General features: G+C 67.5%; 17 protein-coding genes and 1 pseudogene. 8 read left to right on the top strand and 10 right to left on the bottom strand.

Annotated features, from left to right (window positions below; all coding sequences use genetic code 11):
- Positions 1–225, top strand: a pseudogene (locus QOJ24_RS09660) (M23 family peptidase); the annotation flags it as partial.
- Positions 226–288: 63 nt separating this feature from the next.
- The gene (locus QOJ24_RS09665) at positions 289–1728 is read left to right on the top strand and encodes a protein adenylyltransferase SelO (protein WP_526260770.1); all 1440 of its coding nucleotides are present in this window, start codon (positions 289–291) and stop codon (positions 1726–1728) included.
- A gap of 10 nt (positions 1729–1738) precedes the next feature.
- Here the strand turns inward: QOJ24_RS09665 and QOJ24_RS09670 are convergent, their stop codons facing one another.
- From QOJ24_RS09670 to QOJ24_RS09700, 7 genes are all read right to left on the bottom strand, one after another.
- A complete protein-coding gene (locus QOJ24_RS09670; protein WP_526260771.1) occupies positions 1739–2641 on the bottom strand; it encodes a tyrosine recombinase XerC in 903 nt (300 codons plus the stop codon).
- Between the two features lie 32 nt (positions 2642–2673).
- Positions 2674–3834, bottom strand: coding sequence for an alpha-hydroxy-acid oxidizing protein (locus QOJ24_RS09675; RefSeq protein WP_526260772.1), 1161 nt, complete (start codon positions 3832–3834; stop codon positions 2674–2676).
- Between the two features lie 24 nt (positions 3835–3858).
- Positions 3859–4713 carry a siderophore-interacting protein gene (locus QOJ24_RS09680; protein WP_526260773.1) on the bottom strand — a complete coding sequence of 285 codons (855 nt, stop codon included), beginning with the start codon at positions 4711–4713 and terminating at the stop codon, positions 3859–3861.
- A 74-nt stretch (positions 4714–4787) separates the two neighbouring features.
- Positions 4788–5909, bottom strand: coding sequence for a DNA-processing protein DprA (gene dprA, locus QOJ24_RS09685; protein WP_526260774.1), 1122 nt, complete (start codon positions 5907–5909; stop codon positions 4788–4790).
- The gene (locus QOJ24_RS09690) at positions 5906–7417 is read right to left on the bottom strand and encodes a YifB family Mg chelatase-like AAA ATPase (RefSeq protein ID WP_526260775.1); all 1512 of its coding nucleotides are present in this window, start codon (positions 7415–7417) and stop codon (positions 5906–5908) included. The genes dprA and QOJ24_RS09690 overlap by 4 nt, the downstream gene beginning before the upstream one ends.
- Positions 7417–7785 carry a YraN family protein gene (locus QOJ24_RS09695; protein ID WP_526260776.1) on the bottom strand — a complete coding sequence of 123 codons (369 nt, stop codon included), beginning with the start codon at positions 7783–7785 and terminating at the stop codon, positions 7417–7419. Before QOJ24_RS09695 ends, QOJ24_RS09690 begins: the two co-directional genes overlap by 1 nt.
- An 84-nt stretch (positions 7786–7869) precedes the next feature.
- Positions 7870–8709, bottom strand: a complete 840-nt coding sequence (locus tag QOJ24_RS09700) for an EamA family transporter (RefSeq protein WP_526260777.1) — start codon at positions 8707–8709, stop codon at positions 7870–7872.
- A gap of 85 nt (positions 8710–8794) precedes the next feature.
- Here QOJ24_RS09700 and QOJ24_RS09705 point away from each other — a divergent pair, with 85 nt between their 5' ends.
- Complete coding sequence (locus QOJ24_RS09705; protein WP_526260778.1) at positions 8795–9544, top strand: alpha/beta fold hydrolase; 750 nt, start codon at positions 8795–8797, stop codon at positions 9542–9544.
- 72 nt (positions 9545–9616) lie between these two features.
- The gene (locus tag QOJ24_RS09710; protein ID WP_526260779.1) at positions 9617–10438 is read left to right on the top strand and encodes a DUF1206 domain-containing protein; all 822 of its coding nucleotides are present in this window, start codon (positions 9617–9619) and stop codon (positions 10436–10438) included.
- Positions 10439–10445: 7 nt separating this feature from the next.
- On the opposite strand, the gene QOJ24_RS09715 is transcribed toward QOJ24_RS09710, so the two are convergent.
- Complete coding sequence (locus QOJ24_RS09715; RefSeq protein WP_526260780.1) at positions 10446–10589, bottom strand: hypothetical protein; 144 nt, start codon at positions 10587–10589, stop codon at positions 10446–10448.
- A gap of 102 nt (positions 10590–10691) precedes the next feature.
- On the opposite strand from QOJ24_RS09715, the gene QOJ24_RS09720 reads away from it, so the two are divergent.
- From QOJ24_RS09720 to QOJ24_RS09735, 4 genes are read left to right on the top strand one after another with little or no spacing between them, the layout of a single operon-like run.
- Complete coding sequence (locus QOJ24_RS09720; RefSeq protein ID WP_526260781.1) at positions 10692–11708, top strand: iron ABC transporter substrate-binding protein; 1017 nt, start codon at positions 10692–10694, stop codon at positions 11706–11708.
- Complete coding sequence (locus tag QOJ24_RS09725; RefSeq protein ID WP_526260782.1) at positions 11709–13289, top strand: ABC transporter permease; 1581 nt, start codon at positions 11709–11711, stop codon at positions 13287–13289. It abuts the gene before it with no gap.
- Positions 13290–13294: 5 nt separating this feature from the next.
- A complete protein-coding gene (locus tag QOJ24_RS09730) occupies positions 13295–14335 on the top strand; it encodes an ABC transporter ATP-binding protein (RefSeq protein WP_526260797.1) in 1041 nt (346 codons plus the stop codon).
- Entirely contained in the window at positions 14332–16830 is a 2499-nt protein-coding gene (locus tag QOJ24_RS09735; protein WP_526260783.1) for an AMP-binding protein, read from the top strand. The genes QOJ24_RS09730 and QOJ24_RS09735 overlap by 4 nt, the downstream gene beginning before the upstream one ends.
- On the opposite strand, the gene QOJ24_RS09740 is transcribed toward QOJ24_RS09735, so the two are convergent.
- On the bottom strand, positions 16799–17614 hold the full coding sequence (locus QOJ24_RS09740) for an acyl-CoA thioesterase (RefSeq protein ID WP_526260784.1): 816 nt from the start codon (positions 17612–17614) through the stop codon (positions 16799–16801). The genes QOJ24_RS09735 and QOJ24_RS09740 overlap by 32 nt on opposite strands.
- Positions 17611–18846, bottom strand: coding sequence for a CoA transferase (locus tag QOJ24_RS09745; protein WP_526260785.1), 1236 nt, complete (start codon positions 18844–18846; stop codon positions 17611–17613). The genes QOJ24_RS09740 and QOJ24_RS09745 overlap by 4 nt, the downstream gene beginning before the upstream one ends.
- Positions 18847–18937 lie beyond the last annotated feature (91 nt).

Consider the following 18937-nt stretch of genomic DNA (forward strand, 5'->3'; position numbering starts at 1 on the left):
CACCCCGGCGGCCTGCGCACCAGCTACGAACCGGTATTGGCTGCTGTGCAGCCGGGACAACTGGTGGCGGCCGGCGCGGAGCTCGGCGAGCTCGCGGCGGGACACCAGGGCTGCCCGGCGCCGGCCTGCCTGCACTGGGGCGCGATGTGGGGGCCCGCCGCCAACGCCAACTATGTCGATCCACTCGGGCTGCTGGTGACGACGCCCATTCGCCTCAAGCCGCTACGCCGGTGACTTGGCACCGCTAGCGCTGTCTAGGGACTCGACACGTCCGTACGCTGGATGGGGATGAGTTTTGCACCCGATACCACCGTTGTTCTCCGCAACCGATTCGCCACCGAGCTACCCGAGCTGGCGGTGCGATGGCAAGCGGAATCCACTCCCACGCCGCGGCTGCTAGTACTCAACGAGTCTCTTGCGGCCGAGCTGGGACTCGATGCGGCGTGGCTGCGAAGCAGCGACGGGATCGGTCTGTTGACAGGGACGGAGGTGCCCGAAGGCGCCGAACCGGTCGCCCAGGCCTACGCGGGCCACCAGTTCGGCGGATGGGTGCCCCGCCTCGGCGACGGACGGGCGCTGCTGCTCGGCGAGCTCATCGACGCCCGTGGCAGGCTGCGAGATCTGCACCTCAAGGGGTCGGGTCGCACACCGTTCGCCCGCGGCGGTGACGGTTTGGCGGCCGTCGGCCCAATGGTGCGCGAATACGTGATCAGCGAAGCAATGCACGCCCTGCGGATTCCGACCACACGCGCCCTTTCGGTCGTCGCCACCGGCCGCCAGGTGCAGCGCGAGACGGTGCTCGACGGCGCCGTTCTTGCCAGGGTCGCCGCAAGCCACCTGCGCGTCGGTAGCTTCGAATACGTCTCTGCCGCAGGCGAACTCGATGTTCTGCGTCGGCTCGCCGACCATGCCATCGCCAAGCACTATCCCGCCGCCGCCGACGCTGACAACCCGTATCTCGCGCTGCTCGACGCCGTCATCGCCGGCCAGGCAGGGCTCATCGCCAAGTGGATGCTCGTCGGGTTCGTCCACGGCGTGATGAACACCGACAACATGACGATCTCGGGCGAGACCATCGACTACGGGCCATGTGCTTTCATGGATGCCTTCGATCCCAAGACGGTGTTCAGTTCCATCGACTCGTGGGGTCGCTACGCCTACGGCAACCAGCCGACGGTCGCCGGCTGGAATCTTGCCCGCTTCGCAGAAGCGCTGCTGCCGCTGATCGCAGAGGAACAGGAGCGTGGGATCGCGCTGGCGACCGAGTCGCTTCAGGGTTTCGCCCCGCAGTACGCCGCCGCGTGGACGGCAGGAATGCGGCACAAGCTCGGACTGCCCGACGACGTCGACGACGCCGTCGTCGCGGAGCTCGCCGACGACCTGCTGGCATACCTCGAACGCGACCACGTCGACTACACATCGTTCTTTCGCAACCTGAGCGCGGCGGCCCGTGGCGACGCGGCAACCGAAGTCGACGACGACTGGGTGGCCCGCTGGCTCGCCCTGCGGCCGGACGCCGACGCAATGGACGACGTCAACCCGGTCTACGTCCCGCGCAACCACCTCGTCGAGGAGGCCCTTGCCGCCGCATCGGCCGGAGACATGGACCCCGTCGAACGACTGCTGCTCGCGGTCACGTCCCCCTATACGCAGCGGCCGGGGTTCGAGCGCTACGCCGAGCCCGCCCCGGATGACTTCGGCTGCTACCGAACCTTCTGCGGCACTTAGCGATCGCGACTCAGGCGCGAGGATGCGCCTGGTCGTGGACGGCCCGTAGCCGCGCAACGGTGACATGGGTGTAGAGCTGCGTGGTGGCCAAGGTCGAGTGGCCGAGCAGTTCCTGCACGATGCGCAGATCCGCGCCGCCCTCGAGGAGATGGGTGGCTGCGCTGTGCCGTAAACCGTGCGGACCGATATCGGGCGCTCCGTCGACGGCGGCGACGGTCTGGTGCACCACGGTGCGCGCCTGCCGTTGATCGAGTCGACGGCCGCGGGCACCGAGCAGTAGCGCAGGTCCCGAATCGGCGGTGGCCAGCGCCGGCCGCCCGTCGGTCAGCCATGCCGTCAACGCGGTCTGCGCCGGCTCCCCGAACGGCACGGTGCGCTGCTTGTTGCCCTTGCCCAGAACACGCAGGAGGCGCCGCGACATGTCGATGTCGTCGACGTCGAGGCCGCACAGCTCGCTGACCCGGACGCCGGTGGCGTAGAGCATCTCGACGATGAGGCGGTCCCGCAGCGCCATCGGATCACCTTGTTCGGCACCGGAATTGGCGGCCGCCATGGCATCCAGTGCCTGGTCCTGACGCAACACCGCGGGCAGCGTCCGCCGCGACTTCGGCACCTGCAGCCGTACTGCCGGATCGGTCATCAGCAGTCCGCGTCGCGTCGCCCATGCGGTGAACGTCTTCACCGCGGACGTGCGGCGAGCCAGGGTGGTGCGAGCGACGCCTGCCGTGGCCTGAGCCGCCAGCCATGACCGCAGCACCGGCAGGCTCAGGCTGCTCAGATGGCTGTCAGCCGTTCGCTCGGCGAGGAACTCGAACAGTGATCGCAGGTCACCCAAATACGCGCGGCGCGTGTGGTCAGATCGGCCGCGCTCGAGTGCGAGGTGTTCGTCGAACTCCTCGAGGATCGCCTCCACCCGCTCACCGTGGCAGACCCCTGCGCGGGCACTCAGGTGACGCGCCGAAGCGTGTCCGGAGTGAGATCTTTCAGCGATCGATATCCGTCGACGGCCAGCGTCACGTCCGCCTCGGCCAACAGTGACCGAAGCACGTGCACGATGCCGTCCACACCACCAAGGGCCAACCCGTAGGCGTAGGGCCTTCCGATGGCAACGGCGTTGGCACCCAACGCAATGGCCTTGACGATGTCGACGCCGCTGCGAATGCCCGAGTCGAACAAAACCGGAACTCCGGCTGCCGCCTCGACGACGCCGGGCAGGCAGTCGATGGCCGGTATGCCGCCGTTGGCCTGTCGGCCGCCGTGGTTGGAGCAGTAGATCGCATCCATGCCGCCGTCGATCGCGCGTCGCGCGTCGTCGGGGTGACAGATGCCCTTGGCGATCAACGGAAGTGTGGTCAGCGATCGCAGCCAGGGCAGGTCGTCCCACGTCAATGGATTGCCGAAGATCTGGATCCAGCGCATGATCGCCGCCTGCGGGTTCTCCTCCGGTGACTGTTGCAGGCTGTCGCGGAACACCGGGTCGCTGGTGTAGTTGGCGAGGCAGTGGCCGCGAAGGAACGGGAAGTTCGACGTGGAAAGGTCGCGCGGTCGCCAGCCGGGAATCCAGGTGTCCAACGTCACGACGATGCCTTTGAAGCCTGCCGCCTCGGCCCGGCGCACGAAGCTGGCCGCGACGTCGCGGTCGCTGGGGGTGTACAGCTGGAAAAAGCCTGGGGTGTCGCCTAATTCGGCGGCGACCTGCTCCATGGGGTCGGCCGACATCGTCGACGCGATCATCGGCACACCGGTGCGGGCGGCGGCGCGCGCCGTCGCCAGGTCGCCGTGTCCGTCCTGCGCGCACAACGCGATCACGCCGACCGGTGCCATCATCGCCGGCGACGGCAACGCCAGACCCAACAGATCCACCGACATGTCCCGGTCGTTGGCGCCGACGAACATCCGCGGCATCAGCCCCCAGTGGTCGAAGGCGGTCACGTTGGCCTGCTGGGTCCGTTCGTCACCCGATCCGCCCGCTACGTAGGACCACATTCCCGGCGACATCGCGGCTTCGGCCTTTGCCTCCAGCTCCGCGAAAGCCATGGGCAGCGGGGGCAGTACGCCGGACAGGCACTGTAGGTAGATCTCGAGTTGGTAATCAGCGAACGCCATGGGCTCAGCGTGCCAGGTCGAGGCTCAGGCGTTGGCGCCTTCCTCGGCTTGGGCGAGTTCGCGCTTCCACTGCCGGAACGTCTCCTCGGTGCGGCCGCGCCGCCAGTACCCCGAGATCGAGTTCGCCCACTTCGCTTCCACACCGCGGTCCTTGCGGATGTACGGACGCAGGTTGTGCATCACCGCCTGGGCTTCACCGTGGATGAAGACCTGAACCTGACCGGGCAACCAGTTGGTTTCCTTGACCGCAGCGATCAGCGGTGAAAAGTCGCCTGCCCGATCCTCGGGCACCAGGTCGGCCCGCCCGCCGCGATATATCCAGTTCACGCCGACGCCGTCGGGTGCCGCCAGCGGGATCTCGTCCTCCGGCCCGGCAACCTCGATGAAGACCTTTCCGACGGCGTTGTCGGGCAACGCCTCCAACGCGGCGCCGATCGCGGGAAGCGCCGCTTCGTCACCGGCGATCAGGTGCCAGTCGGCGGCCGGGTCGGGTGCGTAGGCGCCGCTCGGCCCCATCAGGAAGGCGCGCTGTCCCGGCGTCGCCGCCGAGGCCCACGGGCCTGCCACGCCGTGCTCACCGTGCACGACGAAGTCGATGGTGAGTTCGCGGCGCTCGGTGTCGACGTTGCGCACGGTGTAGGTACGAACGGTCGGCCGGTGCTCGACGGGCAACGCGTTGAAGCTGTCGAGCGTGAGCGGCTGGGGCAACGTGGCCGCGTCGACGTCGTCGCGGACGAAGACGATCTTGACGTAGGCGTCGGTGTAGCCGTTCGGCGTGAAGGTGTCGAATCCGCTGCCGCCGAGCACCACGCGGACGATGTGCGGGGTGAGATTCTCGGTGCGCAACACCTCGAAGGTGTGCACGGGACGTCCTGCCACTGCTCCTCCAAACGTAGGACCGGTTCGTTAGCCAGTCTCAACAATCATACGAGCGGCGGCTATTCCTCGGTGGCCTACCTTCTGAGCTTCCAATAACCCTCGTCCCGAACCACCAAGCCGCACACTTCCAGCATCGACAGCGGTCCCAGTACTTGAGTCGTCGGGAGGCCGGACGCAATGGCGACCTGATCCGTCGTGCGGCGACCGCGTGCGGGCAGCGCCTCATAGACCCGCTGCTCGGCATCGCCGAGACCGTCGAGCGGCGAGCCGGGCCGCTGTTGTTCTGGGGCGAGCTCGCCCATGTGACCGATGAGCTCGACGACGTCGGCGGCGCGGGTGACCAGATCAGCACCGTTGCACAACAGTGCGTGACACCCAACTGATGCCGCCGATGTGATGGGGCCGGGCACCGCGCACACAGAACGGCCCAGCGCGCGCGCCCACGCCGCGGTGTTCGCGGCGCCACTCCTGGCCCCCGCTTCGACGACCACCGTCGCACCCGACAGCGCGGCGACAAGTCGGTTGCGGGTCAAAAATCGATGACGCGCAGGCCGCACCCCGGGCGGATACTCGGTGACGACGAGGCCCTGCTGTCCGATCCGACGCAGGAGGCCGGTGTGGCCGGCAGGGTAAGGAATGTCGATTCCCCCGGCGAGCACCGCGACGGTGAAACCGTCGGTGGCGAGCGCGGCACGGTGCGCTGCGCCGTCGATGCCATACGCGCCGCCCGACACCACCGACACATCGCGCTCGACCAGCCCCGCGGCCAAGTCGGCCGCCACGTGTTCGCCGTATGTGGTGCATGCTCTGGTTCCGACGATCGCGGCGGCACGTTCGGCCATGTCGTCGATGCGGGCCGAGCCGACAACCCACAGGGCCAGCGGCGGATGAGCCTGTGGCCGCAGTCGATGGTCCACGCCTGCGAACGCCGTGAACGACAGCAGGGGCCACTCGTCATCGTCGGCCGCCACCAGGCGGCCGCCATGGCGGTCAAGCACCTCAAGATCTTCTGCTGCGCAATCGATCCCGCGACGAGCTTCAGTGCGACGGTCCAGTTCACCGGTGACATCGCCGGCCTTGATCCGGCCCGCTGCCTCGGCCGGTCCCACACGACCGACCAAGGTAGTCAGTTCCGGACAGGGCGGCTCGGCCACCCGAGACAAGTACGCCAGCGCGAGTCGCGTGTCGTCACTCATTGCACACCGTCGGGTTGCCGGAAACTCAGGGCAGTCTTGACTTCGTCGACTCCTGGTGCCGTTCGGCCGCGCAAATCAGCGAGCGTCCACGCGACGCGCAAAGTGCGATCCACGCCGCGGATGCTGAGCACTCCGCGATCAAGGGCGGTTCTCAGCGGAGCCATCACGTCGGGGTCCAACCGGAAACGCCGCCGCAGCAGGACGCCGCTGACTTCGGCGTTGGTTCGGACGCCGTGCGCGCGCCACCGTTCCGCCGCCGCGTCGCGCGCAGCCTTCACCCGGTCGCGCACCGCCGCGGTCGACTCCCCCGCCTCGGCTGCAAACGCTCCCGCCTTTTCCCGGTGCATGAACACCCGTAGGTCCACGCGGTCGAGCAACGGGCCCGACAGCTTGCCCATGTATCGGCGCTTTTCGGCGGAGGTGCACAAGCAGTCGCGCGGGTCGGGTGACGCGCATGGACACGGGTTGGCCGCGAGTACTAATTGAAAGCGGGCGGGATACCGGGCCACGCCGTCGCGACGCGCAAGCCGAATCTCGCCGTCTTCCAAGGGTGTTCGCAATGCCTCGAGCGCACTGTTTCCCACTTCGGCGTACTCGTCGAGAAAGAGCACTCCGCGATGTGCCCGGCTGACTGCCCCCGGTCGCGCCATGCCTGTTCCACCCCCGACAAGTGCCGCCACAGTGGACGTGTGGTGGGGTGCCACGAAGGGCGCCCTGGTGATCAACGGGGTGTCGCCCGACAGCAGACCCGCGACCGAATGAATCGCGGTGACTTCGAGTGACTCGCTGTGCGACAACTCCGGTAGTAGGCCGGGAAGCCGTTGCGCCAGCATCGTTTTGCCGACGCCGGGCGGACCCGTGAGCGTTAGATGATGTGCACCGGCGGCCGCCACTTCGACGGCGTACCTGGCGTGGATCTGCCCGACGACGTCGGCGAGATCCACCTCGGGCTCCGGCTCGGTGCTCGGCGCCTCGACCCGGCCGGCCAACTGTGCCTTGCCCGACAACCAGGCATGCAGCTGCCCCAGCGTTCGAGCGCCCAACACCTCGACACCGTCGACGAGGCTGGCTTCGCGAAGATTGTCGACGGGGACCACGACGGCCGGCCAACCTTCTCGCTTCGCGGTCAGTACCGCGGGCAGCACACCCTTGACCGCTCGCACCCGTCCATCGAGAGCCAGTTCGCCTAGCAGCAGGGTCTTTTCGAGCCGTTCCCATTCCTTCTTGCCATGCGCCGACATCACCGCCGCCGCCAGGGCGATGTCGTAAACCGAGCCCATCTTCGGCAGTGTGGCGGGCGACAGTGCCAGCGTCAGCCGCGCCATCGGCCACTCATTGCCGCAGTTGGTGATGGCGGCCCGGACGCGGTCGCGCGATTCCTGCAGTGCGGTGTCGGGCAGCCCGACGAGGTGCACGCCGGGCAGGCCCGAGGTGATGTCTGCCTCGATCTCGACGATCTCGCCCTCCAATCCCCGCACCGCCACCGAGAACGCTCTGCCCAGCGCCATCAGCCGACCGCCTGCAGATGGCTGATCTCGGGGGTGCGCTGTCTGCCGATGCGCACGCCGATGACGTCGATGCGCACCGCGGCCCAGCGATTGGCCTGATTGGCAAGCCATAGCCCGGCCAGCCGGCGCAGCCGCCGGACCTTGTCCGGGGTCACCGCTTGCTGCACTCCCCCGAAGCGGTCGCTGGTTCGCGTCTTCACCTCGACGAAAACCGCGGTGCGTGTCGCGTCGTCGGCCGCGATGACATCCAGTTCGCCGTAGCGGCAGCGCCAGTTGCGATCCAGCACACGCAGCCCCAGCGCGCTCAGATGCTCGACCGCGAGTTGCTCACCCAGCGCGCCGATCTCGGCACGGGTCCATGTGGTCATGCGATGACTGTGCAGCGCGGGACGGACAACCCGGCACCGCCGAAGCAGAGTTATCCACAGTCCGCATTTCATCCACCGGGATGGTCACGGCAGGCTGATCAGCACCACTCCGGCCAGCACCACGCCCGCGGCTATCGCACGACGCGCGCCGAGCCTCTCACCGAGGAACACCGCGCCGATTAAGGCGCCGAACACGATGCTTGTCTCGCGCAGCGCGGCGATGGGCGCCAACGCGCCACTGGTCTGGGCCCACAAGACGATGGTGTACGCAACGATCGAGATGGCCCCGCCCGCAAGTCCCGTCACCGCCGATGCACGAACCGCCGCGGGCAGCTCGCGGCCGCGGCGGATCGCGGCCAGCACGGCAATCGGCGGGCCTTGGAGCAGGAACAACCATCCCGTGTATGCGAACAGGGGCGCGTGCATCACCCCAAGACCGTCGACCACTGTGTACGACGCGATCGCCAAGCCGGTGAGCACGGCCGCGATGAGCGCAGGCAGATCCCGGCGCCCCGGCCGACCACCGATGAAGACCAGCGCGATCAGACCCGCCGAGACCGCCAACACCCCCAACAGTTCGGTGATCGGCAGTTCGCGTCCCAACACCAGGACCGAGACCAACGCGACCACCCACGGCGACGTGCCTCTGGCGAGCGGATACATCTGACTGAATTCGCCCAGCTCGTAGCTGGCCAGTAGCAGAAGGTTGTACACGACGTGCAGCGCCGCGGAGGCGACGATGAACGGCCACGCCCCAGCGGGCGGCATGCCTGCGAACGCCACCATCAGGCCGCCACCGACCGCGCAGGCCACGCCGATGAGCGCGAAGCCCACAAGGCGGTCAGAAATGGCGTGCGCCAACGAGTTCCAGGTCGCATGCAGCAACGCCGAAAAGAGGACGGCGAAGACGATCGACAAACTCACCCAGTCAGCTCCTTGGGTGAGACCCTACGTAACCGCCGTCATTCACCGGAGCAGCGGGTCTGACGGCTGTGTAAGGTCACCGACCATGCCCGAGGCCACGCCGAAGCGGTCGATCGTCCTGGTGCACGGCGGCGGCCACGGCGGATGGTGCTTTGCGCCCCTTGCCCGGGTGTTGCGGGACATGGGGTACGACGTCCACGCTCCGACACTGACGGGGCTGGGCGAGCGTGCCCACCTGTTCCGGGCCGACGTCGATCTCGACTGCCACATCGAGGACGTGGTTGCGCTTCTGCACTACGAAGATGTGCGCGACGCCGTCCTGGTCGGACACAGCTACGGCGGCATGGTGATCACCGGTGCGGCCGACCGCGCCCCCGATCGTGTCGGCCATCTCGTCTATCTGGATGCGAAGCCGCCCAAGGACGGGCAGTCATTGGTCGATGTCGCGGGGCCGTTCATGGCGGCGGCCAGATCGGACAGCCGGATCGTCGAGGGCGTCGAGATGTGCCTGTTTCCCACCGACGAGACGACGAAGTTCTACGGTGTCGTCGATCCGCTGACGTTGGAGTGGATGCGCGCACGGCTCACGCCGCACCCGTGGAGATGTTTTGAGCAACCGCTGCAACTCGTGAATGAAGCTGCGTTGCATTCGATTCCACAGTCGCACATCAGCACGACGGCATTCATGTCGTTGCGCAATGCCGACAGACTGCGACAGCAGTCGAACGGACGACTGTGGGATATCGATACCGGCCACGACTTGATGATCACCGAACCCCGGAAGATCGCCGAGTTGCTCGACCACATCGCGGGGCTGCCGTCGGATCGGGCGTGATCCGGCCGGCAGGTCGCCGACAGGTTTCGCCAGCGTCAAAAAGCGGTACTCCGCTCCTCAAAGGAGGTCGCCATGAGCAACACGTCAGTCCACGGTGCCGTCGACAGGGCAACCGATAACAAGGCGTTCGAGTACACGGCGCGGGTCGGCTTCGCGGCCAGCGGAGTTCTGCACCTGCTCGTGGCGTTCATCATCTTGCGTCTCGCGTTCGGTTCCGGCGGCGGTAACGCGGACCAGTCCGGCGCACTCGGCACCCTCGCCAAGCAACCCGGCGGCACGCTCATGCTCTGGGTTGCCGCCGCAGGACTGGTTGCCCTTGGCTTGTGGCGCATCGCCGAGGCGGTGGTCGGATCCAAGCCCGGTGAGCGCTCCGGACAGCAGAAGGAGGAATCGCCGGCTTGGAAGCGCGCCAAATCGATCGGGCTGGCCATCGTCAACTTCGCGATCGCCTTCTCTGCGGCGAAATTCGCGATGGGCAGCGGACAGTCCAGCGGCCAGCAGAACGCCGGGACGTCCGCGGAGCTCATGCAATCGGGTTGGGGCAAGACCCTGCTGATCGCGGTGGGGTTGGGGATCGCCGCGGTCGGCGGTTACCACATCTACAAGGGTGCGTCGAAGAAGTTCCTCAAAGACCTGCGCGTCTCAGGCGGCACCGGCATCACTGCCGTCGGCGTCACCGGCTACGTCGCCAAAGGTTTGGCGCTGGCCGGAATCGGCGTCCTGGTGATCATGGCGTCGCTGCAATCCGACCCGTCGAAATCGACTGGGTTGGACGCGGCGATCAAGACGGTTGGCGCAGCGCCGTTCGGCAAGATCTTGCTGATCCTGGCTGCGCTCGGACTCGCGGCGTTCGGCGCCTACAGCTTCGTCCGCAGCCGGTATGGCCGCATGTAGCGGTGCGCTACCGGAACGACTCGTCGAGCGCCGCCAGCTGACCCGGCGACACCGCAACCCGCCACTGCACGCTCGGCTTCGCCTGGGCTGTCGACTGCGTGCCCGCCGGCAGCGCGACGGTGCCGGCAGCAACGTCGCCGAGCGCGGACACCGACTAGAGCTGACGGGGCGCTGTTTGCGCGGACAGCTAAGGGTATCTTCGTTAGGTAAACCTCAGCTAAAAGCGCCCGCGGGCGCGGGAAGGACCGCCTGAATGCGAAGCCGCTGGAGCCGGATCGCCGCCGTCGTGTCGGCTGTCACCGTCGTACTCGGAATGACAGCCTGCTCGGGTTCGGGTGACAGCGATGAACTTCTGGTTTACAACGCGCAGCACGAATCGCTGACGAAGGAGTGGATCGACGCCTTCACCAAGGAGACCGGCATCAAGGTCACCTATCGTCAGGGCGGCGACACCGAACTGGGCAACCAACTCGTCGCCGAGGGCGATTCCTCACCGGCCGACGTCTTCCTGACCGAGAACTCTCCCGCAATGGCCGCGGTCGAGAAGGCCGGGCTGTTCGCCGACCTCAACGCCGACACCGTCGATCAGGTGCCTGCGCAATACCGTCCGGCCACCGGTAAGTGGACGGGCGTGGCGGCGCGCAGCACGGTATTCGTCTACAACAAGACCAGGCTGACGCCCGACCAGCTGCCGAAGTCCATGACCGACCTGCAGCAGCCCGCGTGGAAGGGCCGCTGGGGCGGGGCCCCGGCCAAGGCCGATTTCCAAGCCATTGTCTCTGCCTATCTTCAGCTCAAGGGCGAAGCGGCGACCGCGCAGTGGCTGGCGGGGATGAAGGCCAACGCGAAGATCTACAACGACAACATCGCGACCATGAAGGCCGTCAACGCCGGCGAGGTCGACGGCGGCATCATCTACCACTACTACTGGTTCCGCGACCAGGCCAACACCAAAGAGGGCAGCGGCAATACGGCGTTGCACTACTTCAAGAACGAAGACCCCGGTGCGTTCGTCAGCCTGTCCGGCGGCGGCGTGCTGAAGTCCAGCAAGAAGGCCGACCAGGCGCAGCAGTTCATCACGTTCATCACCGGCAAGGCGGGCCAGGAACTGCTGGAGAAGGGCACCTCCTTCGAGTACCCGGTCGCCAGCGACGTCCCCGCGAACGCGGCCCTGCCTCCGCTCGACTCACTGCAGGCGCCCAGGGTCGACCCGTCGACGCTGGACGCACAGAAGGTGTCCGACCTGATGACGAAGGCGGGCTTGTTGTAGGTGATCGCTCCCGCTCCCCCCGTCTCACTGCCCGCGGCGTCGGTTTCGCGGTCGCAGGCGACGGCGCGTCCCGGCCCGCTGGTTTCGGCAACGGTCGCGATTCTTGTCGCCGCCACGGCCATTCCGCTCGGGTACGTGGTGTGGGGGGCGGTATCGGTCGGGTGGGACAGGGCGTTCGAGCTGGTGGTCCGGCCACGGGTCGGCGAACTGTTGGTCAACACCGTCGCGCTGGTCATCGTCACGGTGCCGCTGTGCGTGATCATCGGTGTCACGGTGGCCTGGCTGGTGGAGCGGACCGACCTGCCCGGCCGCGCAGTCTGGCGCCCGCTTTTCGTTGCGCCGCTGGCCATTCCAGCCTTCGTGAACAGCTATGCCTGGGTCGGGGTGATCCCGTCCCTTCATGGACTGTGGGCAGGCGTGTTGATCACCACGCTGTCGTACTTCCCGTTCATGTATCTGCCCGTGGCCGCGACGCTGCGCCGGCTCGATCCGGCCGTCGAGGAATCGGCCCGCGCCCTCGGATCCGACTCGGCGGGTGTGTTCTTCCGCGTGGTGCTGCCGCAACTACGGTTGGCGATCCTGGGCGGTGGCCTGTTGATCGGTGTCCATCTGCTCGCCGAGTACGGCGCCTTCGCCATGGTCAGGTTCGACACCTTCACCGTCGCGATCTTCCAGCAGTTCCAGGTCACCTTCGACGGGGCGGCGGGAAGCATGCTGGCGGGCGTACTCGTCCTGCTGTGTCTGGTGCTGCTGCTGGCCGAGGCGGGCGCCCGCGGCAAGGCACGGTATGCCAGGATCGGTGCCGGCGCACCACGCGCCGCGGTTCCGGTTCATCTGCGCCGCAAGGCAATTCCTGCGACAGTCGGCCTCACGCTAATCGCGCTTTTGGCGATCGCCGTGCCGGTATGGACGATCATGCGGTGGCTGTGGATCGGCGGCACGAGTGTCTGGCACTTCGGCCAGATCGCCAATGCGCTGGGGCAGACCATCGCTCTGGCCGCACTGGCGGCTGGGCTGACCACGGTGCTGGCCTTCCCCGTTGCCTGGGTGGCCGTCCGGTCGAACGGGGTGCTGGCGCGCGCCGTCGAAGGCGCCAATTACGTCACGAGTTCGCTTCCCGGGATCGTCACCGCGCTGGCGTTGGTCACCGTGGCCATTCACTTCGTCCGCCCGCTCTACCAGTCGGGGCCGCTGATCGTGTTTGCGTACGTCCTGCTGTTCATGCCCCGCGCTCTGGTCAACGTCCGCGCGGGCCTGGCCCAGGTCCCGGTTGGCCTCGAGGAGGCGTCGCGGTCACTCGGCAGTTCTCCGAGCGCCACCTTCCTGCGCGTCACCCTCCGACTCACCGCCCCGGCCGCTGCCGCCGCCGCATCCCTGGTGTTCGTCGCGGTGGCAACGGAATTGACGGCGACCCTGCTGCTGGCACCCACCGGCACCAGGACGTTGTCGATGCTGTTCTGGTCGTTCAGCAGCGAGCTGGACTATGCGTCCGCCGCGCCATACGCCCTGACGCTGGTGGTGCTCGCCATCCCTGTCACGCTGATCCTGTTCCGGCAGTCGACGAAGGTGGCCGCGTTGTGACCACCATGCTCGGCATCCGCGGACTGGCCAAGTCTTTCGACGGCCACACCGTCCTCGACCACATCGACCTCGATGTGGCCGCCGGCAGCACCACCGCCGTCGTCGGATCGTCCGGCTGCGGCAAGACGACGCTGCTGCGGCTCGTCGCCGGATTCGAAACCCCCGATGCGGGAACGGTGGTCATCTCCGAGCGCCAGGTCGCCAGCGCGGAACGCTCGGTTGCGCCCCATCGCCGCAGCGTCGGCTACGTCGCCCAGGACGGGGCACTGTTCCCACACCTGACCGTTGGACAGAACATCGCGTACGGGTTGTCGGGCGGCGCCCGCAGCCGCGAAGTCCGCAAGCGGGTGGCCGAACTACTCGAAACGGTAGCTCTGGAGCCGTCATTCGCATCGCGCCGACCTCACCAGCTCTCCGGCGGTCAGCAACAACGCGTCGCGCTCGCCCGTGCACTGGCGCGCGAGCCGGTGCTGATGCTGCTCGACGAACCGTTCAGCGCTCTGGACACCGGGCTGCGGGCGTCCACGCGTAAGGCGGTTGCCCGGTTGCTCACCGACGCCGGAGTGACGACGCTGCTGGTGACGCATGACCAGGAGGAGGCGCTGTCCATCGCCGACCAGATTGCGGTCATGCGGGACGGACGCTTCACCCAGGTCGGCGCTCCACAGGACGTCTACCGTCGGCCCAACGACCGCTTCACGGCCGAGTTCCTCGGCGACTGCATCTCATTGCCGTGCACGGTGACTGCCGGCGTCGCCGAATGCGCCCTCGGTCGCATACCGGTGCAGACCTCCACTGGCGATGGACCCGCGATTCTGGCGCTGCGGCCCGAACAGCTTGTCGCGACGGTGATCTCGGACAGCGAAAGCCGTGACGGCATGGGAACGGTCATCGGCACCGAGTTCCTGGGACACGACGTGCTGCTGACCATCGACCCCACAGGCGACATCGCGCCGATCATCGTGCGACAGCACAGCCTTGACCCGCCGGCCATCGACGCCAAGGTCCGCATCAAGGTGATCGGCAACGGGGTCGCCCTGAGGTGAACGAACTCGTCAACCGTCTGCACGACCACGGCGACCGGGCCGCTGTGCTGACCGAGACCACGTCGCTGAGCTATCGCGAACTCGCCGGGCTGGTCGGCGCCGTCGCCACGCAACTCGGCGCGACGCGCAGGCTCGTACTGCTCGAGACGCGCAACGACCTGTCGTCGTTGGTTAACTATCTCGGTGCGCTGGCAGGCGGTCACGTGGTGCTGCCGATGTCCGCCGGGCGTAGTCAGTCGGCAGTCCAGCGGTGCTATGACCCCGACGTGGTCATCGGCGACGACGGCATCGACGAACGCAGGGCCGGCAGCGCCCATCGTCTGCATCCGGACCTCGCGCTGCTGATGTCGACGTCGGGAAGCACGGGTTCGCCGAAGCTCGTCCGGCTGTCGCGCGACAACCTGCTCGCCAACGCCACCGCGATTGCCGACTATCTGCAGATCGACGAAAATGACAGGGCTGCAACAACTCTGCCCATGGCGTATTGTTACGGCCTGTCGGTTGTGCACAGTCACCTGCTTCGTGGCGCCGGGCTCATCGTCACCGATCGTTCGGTCGTCGACGACGAGTTCTGGGCCGTGTTCCGTCGGTGCCGCGGCACATCGTTCGCCGGAGTCCCCTACACCTTCGAGATGCTCGAAAGAATCGGCTTCCAGCGCACCGACCTTCCCGATCTGCGCTATGTCACCCAAGCCGGTGGCCGGATGGCGCCGGAAGGCGTGCGCAGCTTTGCCGACCTCGGCGCGCGCAAGGGCTGGCGGCTGTTCGTCATGTACGGCGCCACCGAAGCCACCGCCCGAATGTCGTACCTGCCACCAGAGCTCGCGCAGACGCACCCCGGCTCGATCGGCAGGCCGATCCCCGGCGGCTCCTTCTCCCTCGAGCCGCTGGAGGGATCGTCCGATCCCGACGTGGGCGAGCTGGTCTACCACGGACCGAACGTGATGATGGGCTACGCGCACGGTCCGGCGGACCTGGCGCTCGGCAAGACCGTCGACACACTGCACACCGGTGACGTCGCGCGCCGAGACCCCGACGGGCTGTACGAGGTGATCGGCCGCAGCAGCCGCTTCGTCAAGCTGTACGGCCTTCGCATCGATCTGCAGCGGGTCGAGGCCGCACTCAGCGAGCAGGGTGTGACGGCCTTCTGCATCGACGACGACGAGAGGCTGGTGGTCGCCGCGGTGGACTCGGACGACCATGCGGTGCAACACATCACGATGGCGGCCTCCGGTCTTCCGGCCGGCGCCGTTCGGGTAATGTCCATGGCCGAACTGCCTCTGCTGCCGTCGGGTAAGCCCGACTATCAGACCATCCGCGACCTGGCACAGCGCACCGGCGGACCGGCGAAACCCTCCGGTAGCCTGCGTGCACTGTTCGCCGATGTGCTGCAGATCGACCCGGACACGATCCGGCCCGAGCAGAGCTTCGTCGACCTCGGCGGCAATTCGCTGTCCTATGTGGCCATGTCGGTTCGGCTGGAGCGGGCGCTGGGCCGACTCCCCTGCGACTGGCAACGGCGGTCGCTGGCCGAGTTGGAGCACATCGAGCCGCCGGAGCGCCGGTCCTGGCCGTGGCTGGGCGCCACACTGGAAACCAGCGTGGCCCTGCGCGCGGCGGCCATCGTGTTGATCGTCGGTTCGCATGCCACGCTGTACGAGATGTGGGGCGGCGCGCACCTGCTGCTCGGAATCGCGGGGTACAACTTCGGCCGATTCTGTCTGACGCCCGTATCGCGCACAGACCGGGTTTCGCACCTGCGCAAGACGATCGCGTGGATCGTCGTGCCGTCGGTGACATGGATCGCGGTCGCGCTGCTGATCACCAACGACTACCACTGGACCAACCTGCTGCTCGTCGAGAAACTCTTCGGTCCCGACGACAGCATGACCGCCGGGCGGCTGTGGTTCGTCGAGGTGCTGGTCTGGATCCTGCTCGCGCTCACCTTCGTGTGCTGGTTACCGGTCGCCGACCGACTGGAGCGGCGGCGGCCCTTCGCATTCGCGGCCGGCTTCCTGGTCATCGGGCTGGCACTGCGGTACGACCTGTTCGACCTGCACTTCGGTCGCGAGGCGTGGTTCACGATCCTGGCCTTCTGGTTCTTCGCCGTCGGGTGGGCGGCGGCCAAGTCGTCGACGGTGTGGCAGCGCCTGGCGGTGACACTGGTTCTGGTCGTGAGCCTGCACGGCTACTTCGACAACACCCAGCGAGAAGTGTTGGTACTTGCCGGCTTCCTGCTGCTGATCTGGCTGCCCGCGATTCGCTGCCCGGCCTGGTTGACCGTTGTCGCGGGCACGGTCGCAGAGGCCTCGCTGTACACCTACCTGACGCACTACCAGGTGTATCCGTTGTTCGACGCGCATCCACTGCTTGGCGTGATCGCGGCCATCGTGGTCGGCGTCGCGTTGACCAGGGTGCTGGACGCGACGCGCACCTCGCTGCGCGGGCGCAGCGAGGGCGCGGCTACTGCGGACTCGGTTCCCGTTCTGCGATAAGCCCTTCCTGGACCAGGGTCGCCGCGACAGCGCCGTCGGCACGGACCAGGGTTCCGGTAACGACGCCGCGCCCGCGCGCGGCGGCGGGCGACCTGGTTTCCAGCAGGTTCCACTCGTTCGCGCGGACCTGCTGGTGAAACCAGATCGACGAGTCGGTCGTCCCGCTGCGGTGAGTGCGGGCCTTCATCGAATGCCCGTGCACAACAAGGGCGGGATCGATCATGTACACATCGGTCACGTATGCGGCCACCAGCGTGTGGATCAGCGGGTCGTCGGGTATCGGAACCGTCGCCCGCCACCAGAACCGCCGCACGAACTCGCCGCCGGTGCTCGAATCGGCGATGCGAATGTCCAGTTCGTCCAACGGCATCGACGGAGCAGGCCCGGCAGGCCCGGTCTCCGGCAGCGTCTCCGGGTCGCCGGGAACGCCGTCCCAATGCCCGTGTTCGGGGCCGGGCAGGTCCACCGCGAAAGACACCGTCGACGCCGTCAACAGCCGGTCGCCCTGGCGGGCATCGACTCGGCGGGCCGCCGAGGTCCGCCCGTCGAACACCGGCGTCACCGAGTAGTCGACGGGATCGCCGGCTTGGCCACCACGCAGGAACTGCAGATGCATGTTGGTCGGCATCCGGTCCGAGTCGACGGTGCGGCATGCCGCGCCGAGGCTCTGCGCGACGAACTGACCGCCGAACGCGCGCTTGCCCTCTGGGCCGCTGGCCGGGCCGATCCAGCTGTTGTCGTCTCCACCGGGGGCGAGTTCGAGCAGGGTCAGCAACCGGCTCATCGGACGGTACCGGATTTCGGAGTCGCACCGGCGACGACATTCGACTCGGTCAGCCGGTCGATATCCGACTCGCTGAGCCCCAGCCAGTCGGCGAGTACGCCGCCGGTGTCGTCGCCGAGGGCGGGTGCGGGGACTGCCTTGGGGTAGTCACCGTTGATCGAGACGGGTAGACCCGGCGCCAGGTATTCGCCGATTCGAGGCTGGTGCATCGGGGTGAACATCGGGTTGGCCGTCAACCGTCCGTCGTCGACCACTTCGGTGAAGGTGCGGTAGCGCTCCCACAGCACAGACGAGGCCGACAGCGCCTCGGTCACCTCGGAGGCCGTGTGCGCGGCGAACCAACGGGCGAAAAGCCCAGTGAGCGCGTCGCGGTGCCGGTAGCGCTCGCCCTCGTCGGTGAAGTCGGCATCGACTGTCTTGGCAAGCGCGGCAACGGTATCGGCTGTTCCCGTCAGCTCCATGAGGTCGCGGAAGTGGCGGTTGGTCAGTGCGACGACCATGAACGACGCGCCGTCGCTGCTGGTGAACTCCTGACCGTACTGGCCGTAGATCGAGTTGCCGATCCGCTCTCTGCTCACCCCGTTCACCATCACCTCGGTGAGGAAGCTGAGATTGCCCGCCGTCGCCAGCGCGACATTCTCCAGCGGGATGGAGATCCGCTGGCCCTGCCCGGTGGCGTCGCGGTGGCGCAGCGCGGTGACGACGGACAGCGCGGCATAGAGGCCGCATGAGACGTCCCACGCGGGCAGCACGTGATTGACCGGTGAGGCGAGCTCGGCCGGGCCGGTCACCATCGGGAACCCAAGTCCGGCGTTGACCGTGTAGTCGACGCCGGTACCGCCGTCGGCGCGGCCGGACACCTCGACATGGATCAGGTCAGGCCGCAGCTGGGACAACGTGTCGTAGGAAAGCCATTCGCGCCCGGCCACATTCGTGATCAGAACACCACTGTCGGCGATCAGGCGCGCCACGAGGTCACGGCCCTCGACCGAGCGGACGTCGGCCGCCACCGACCGCTTGCCCTTGTTCAGCCCGGCCCAGTAGATGCTCGTCCCGGTGTCGGTGACGGGCCAGCGGTGGTAATCGGCGGCGCCGCCGATCGGATCCACCCGCACCACCTCGGCGCCGAGCTGGCCGAGCGTCATGCCCGCCAGCGGCACCGCGACGAAGCTGGAGATCTCGACGATCCGGACCCCGGCCAGCGGTCGCGCGGCATTCGGGGCAGAAGTCACCGGCTCAAGCTATCAAGCGCGTCCTCAACCCCCCGCGAGACTGCTGGCAGATCGCGAAACTGGCGATATTTGCGATCTGTCCGCAGTTTCA

The organism is Mycobacterium sp. (assembly GCF_032159775.1).
Lineage (GTDB): Bacteria > Actinomycetota > Actinomycetes > Mycobacteriales > Mycobacteriaceae > Mycobacterium.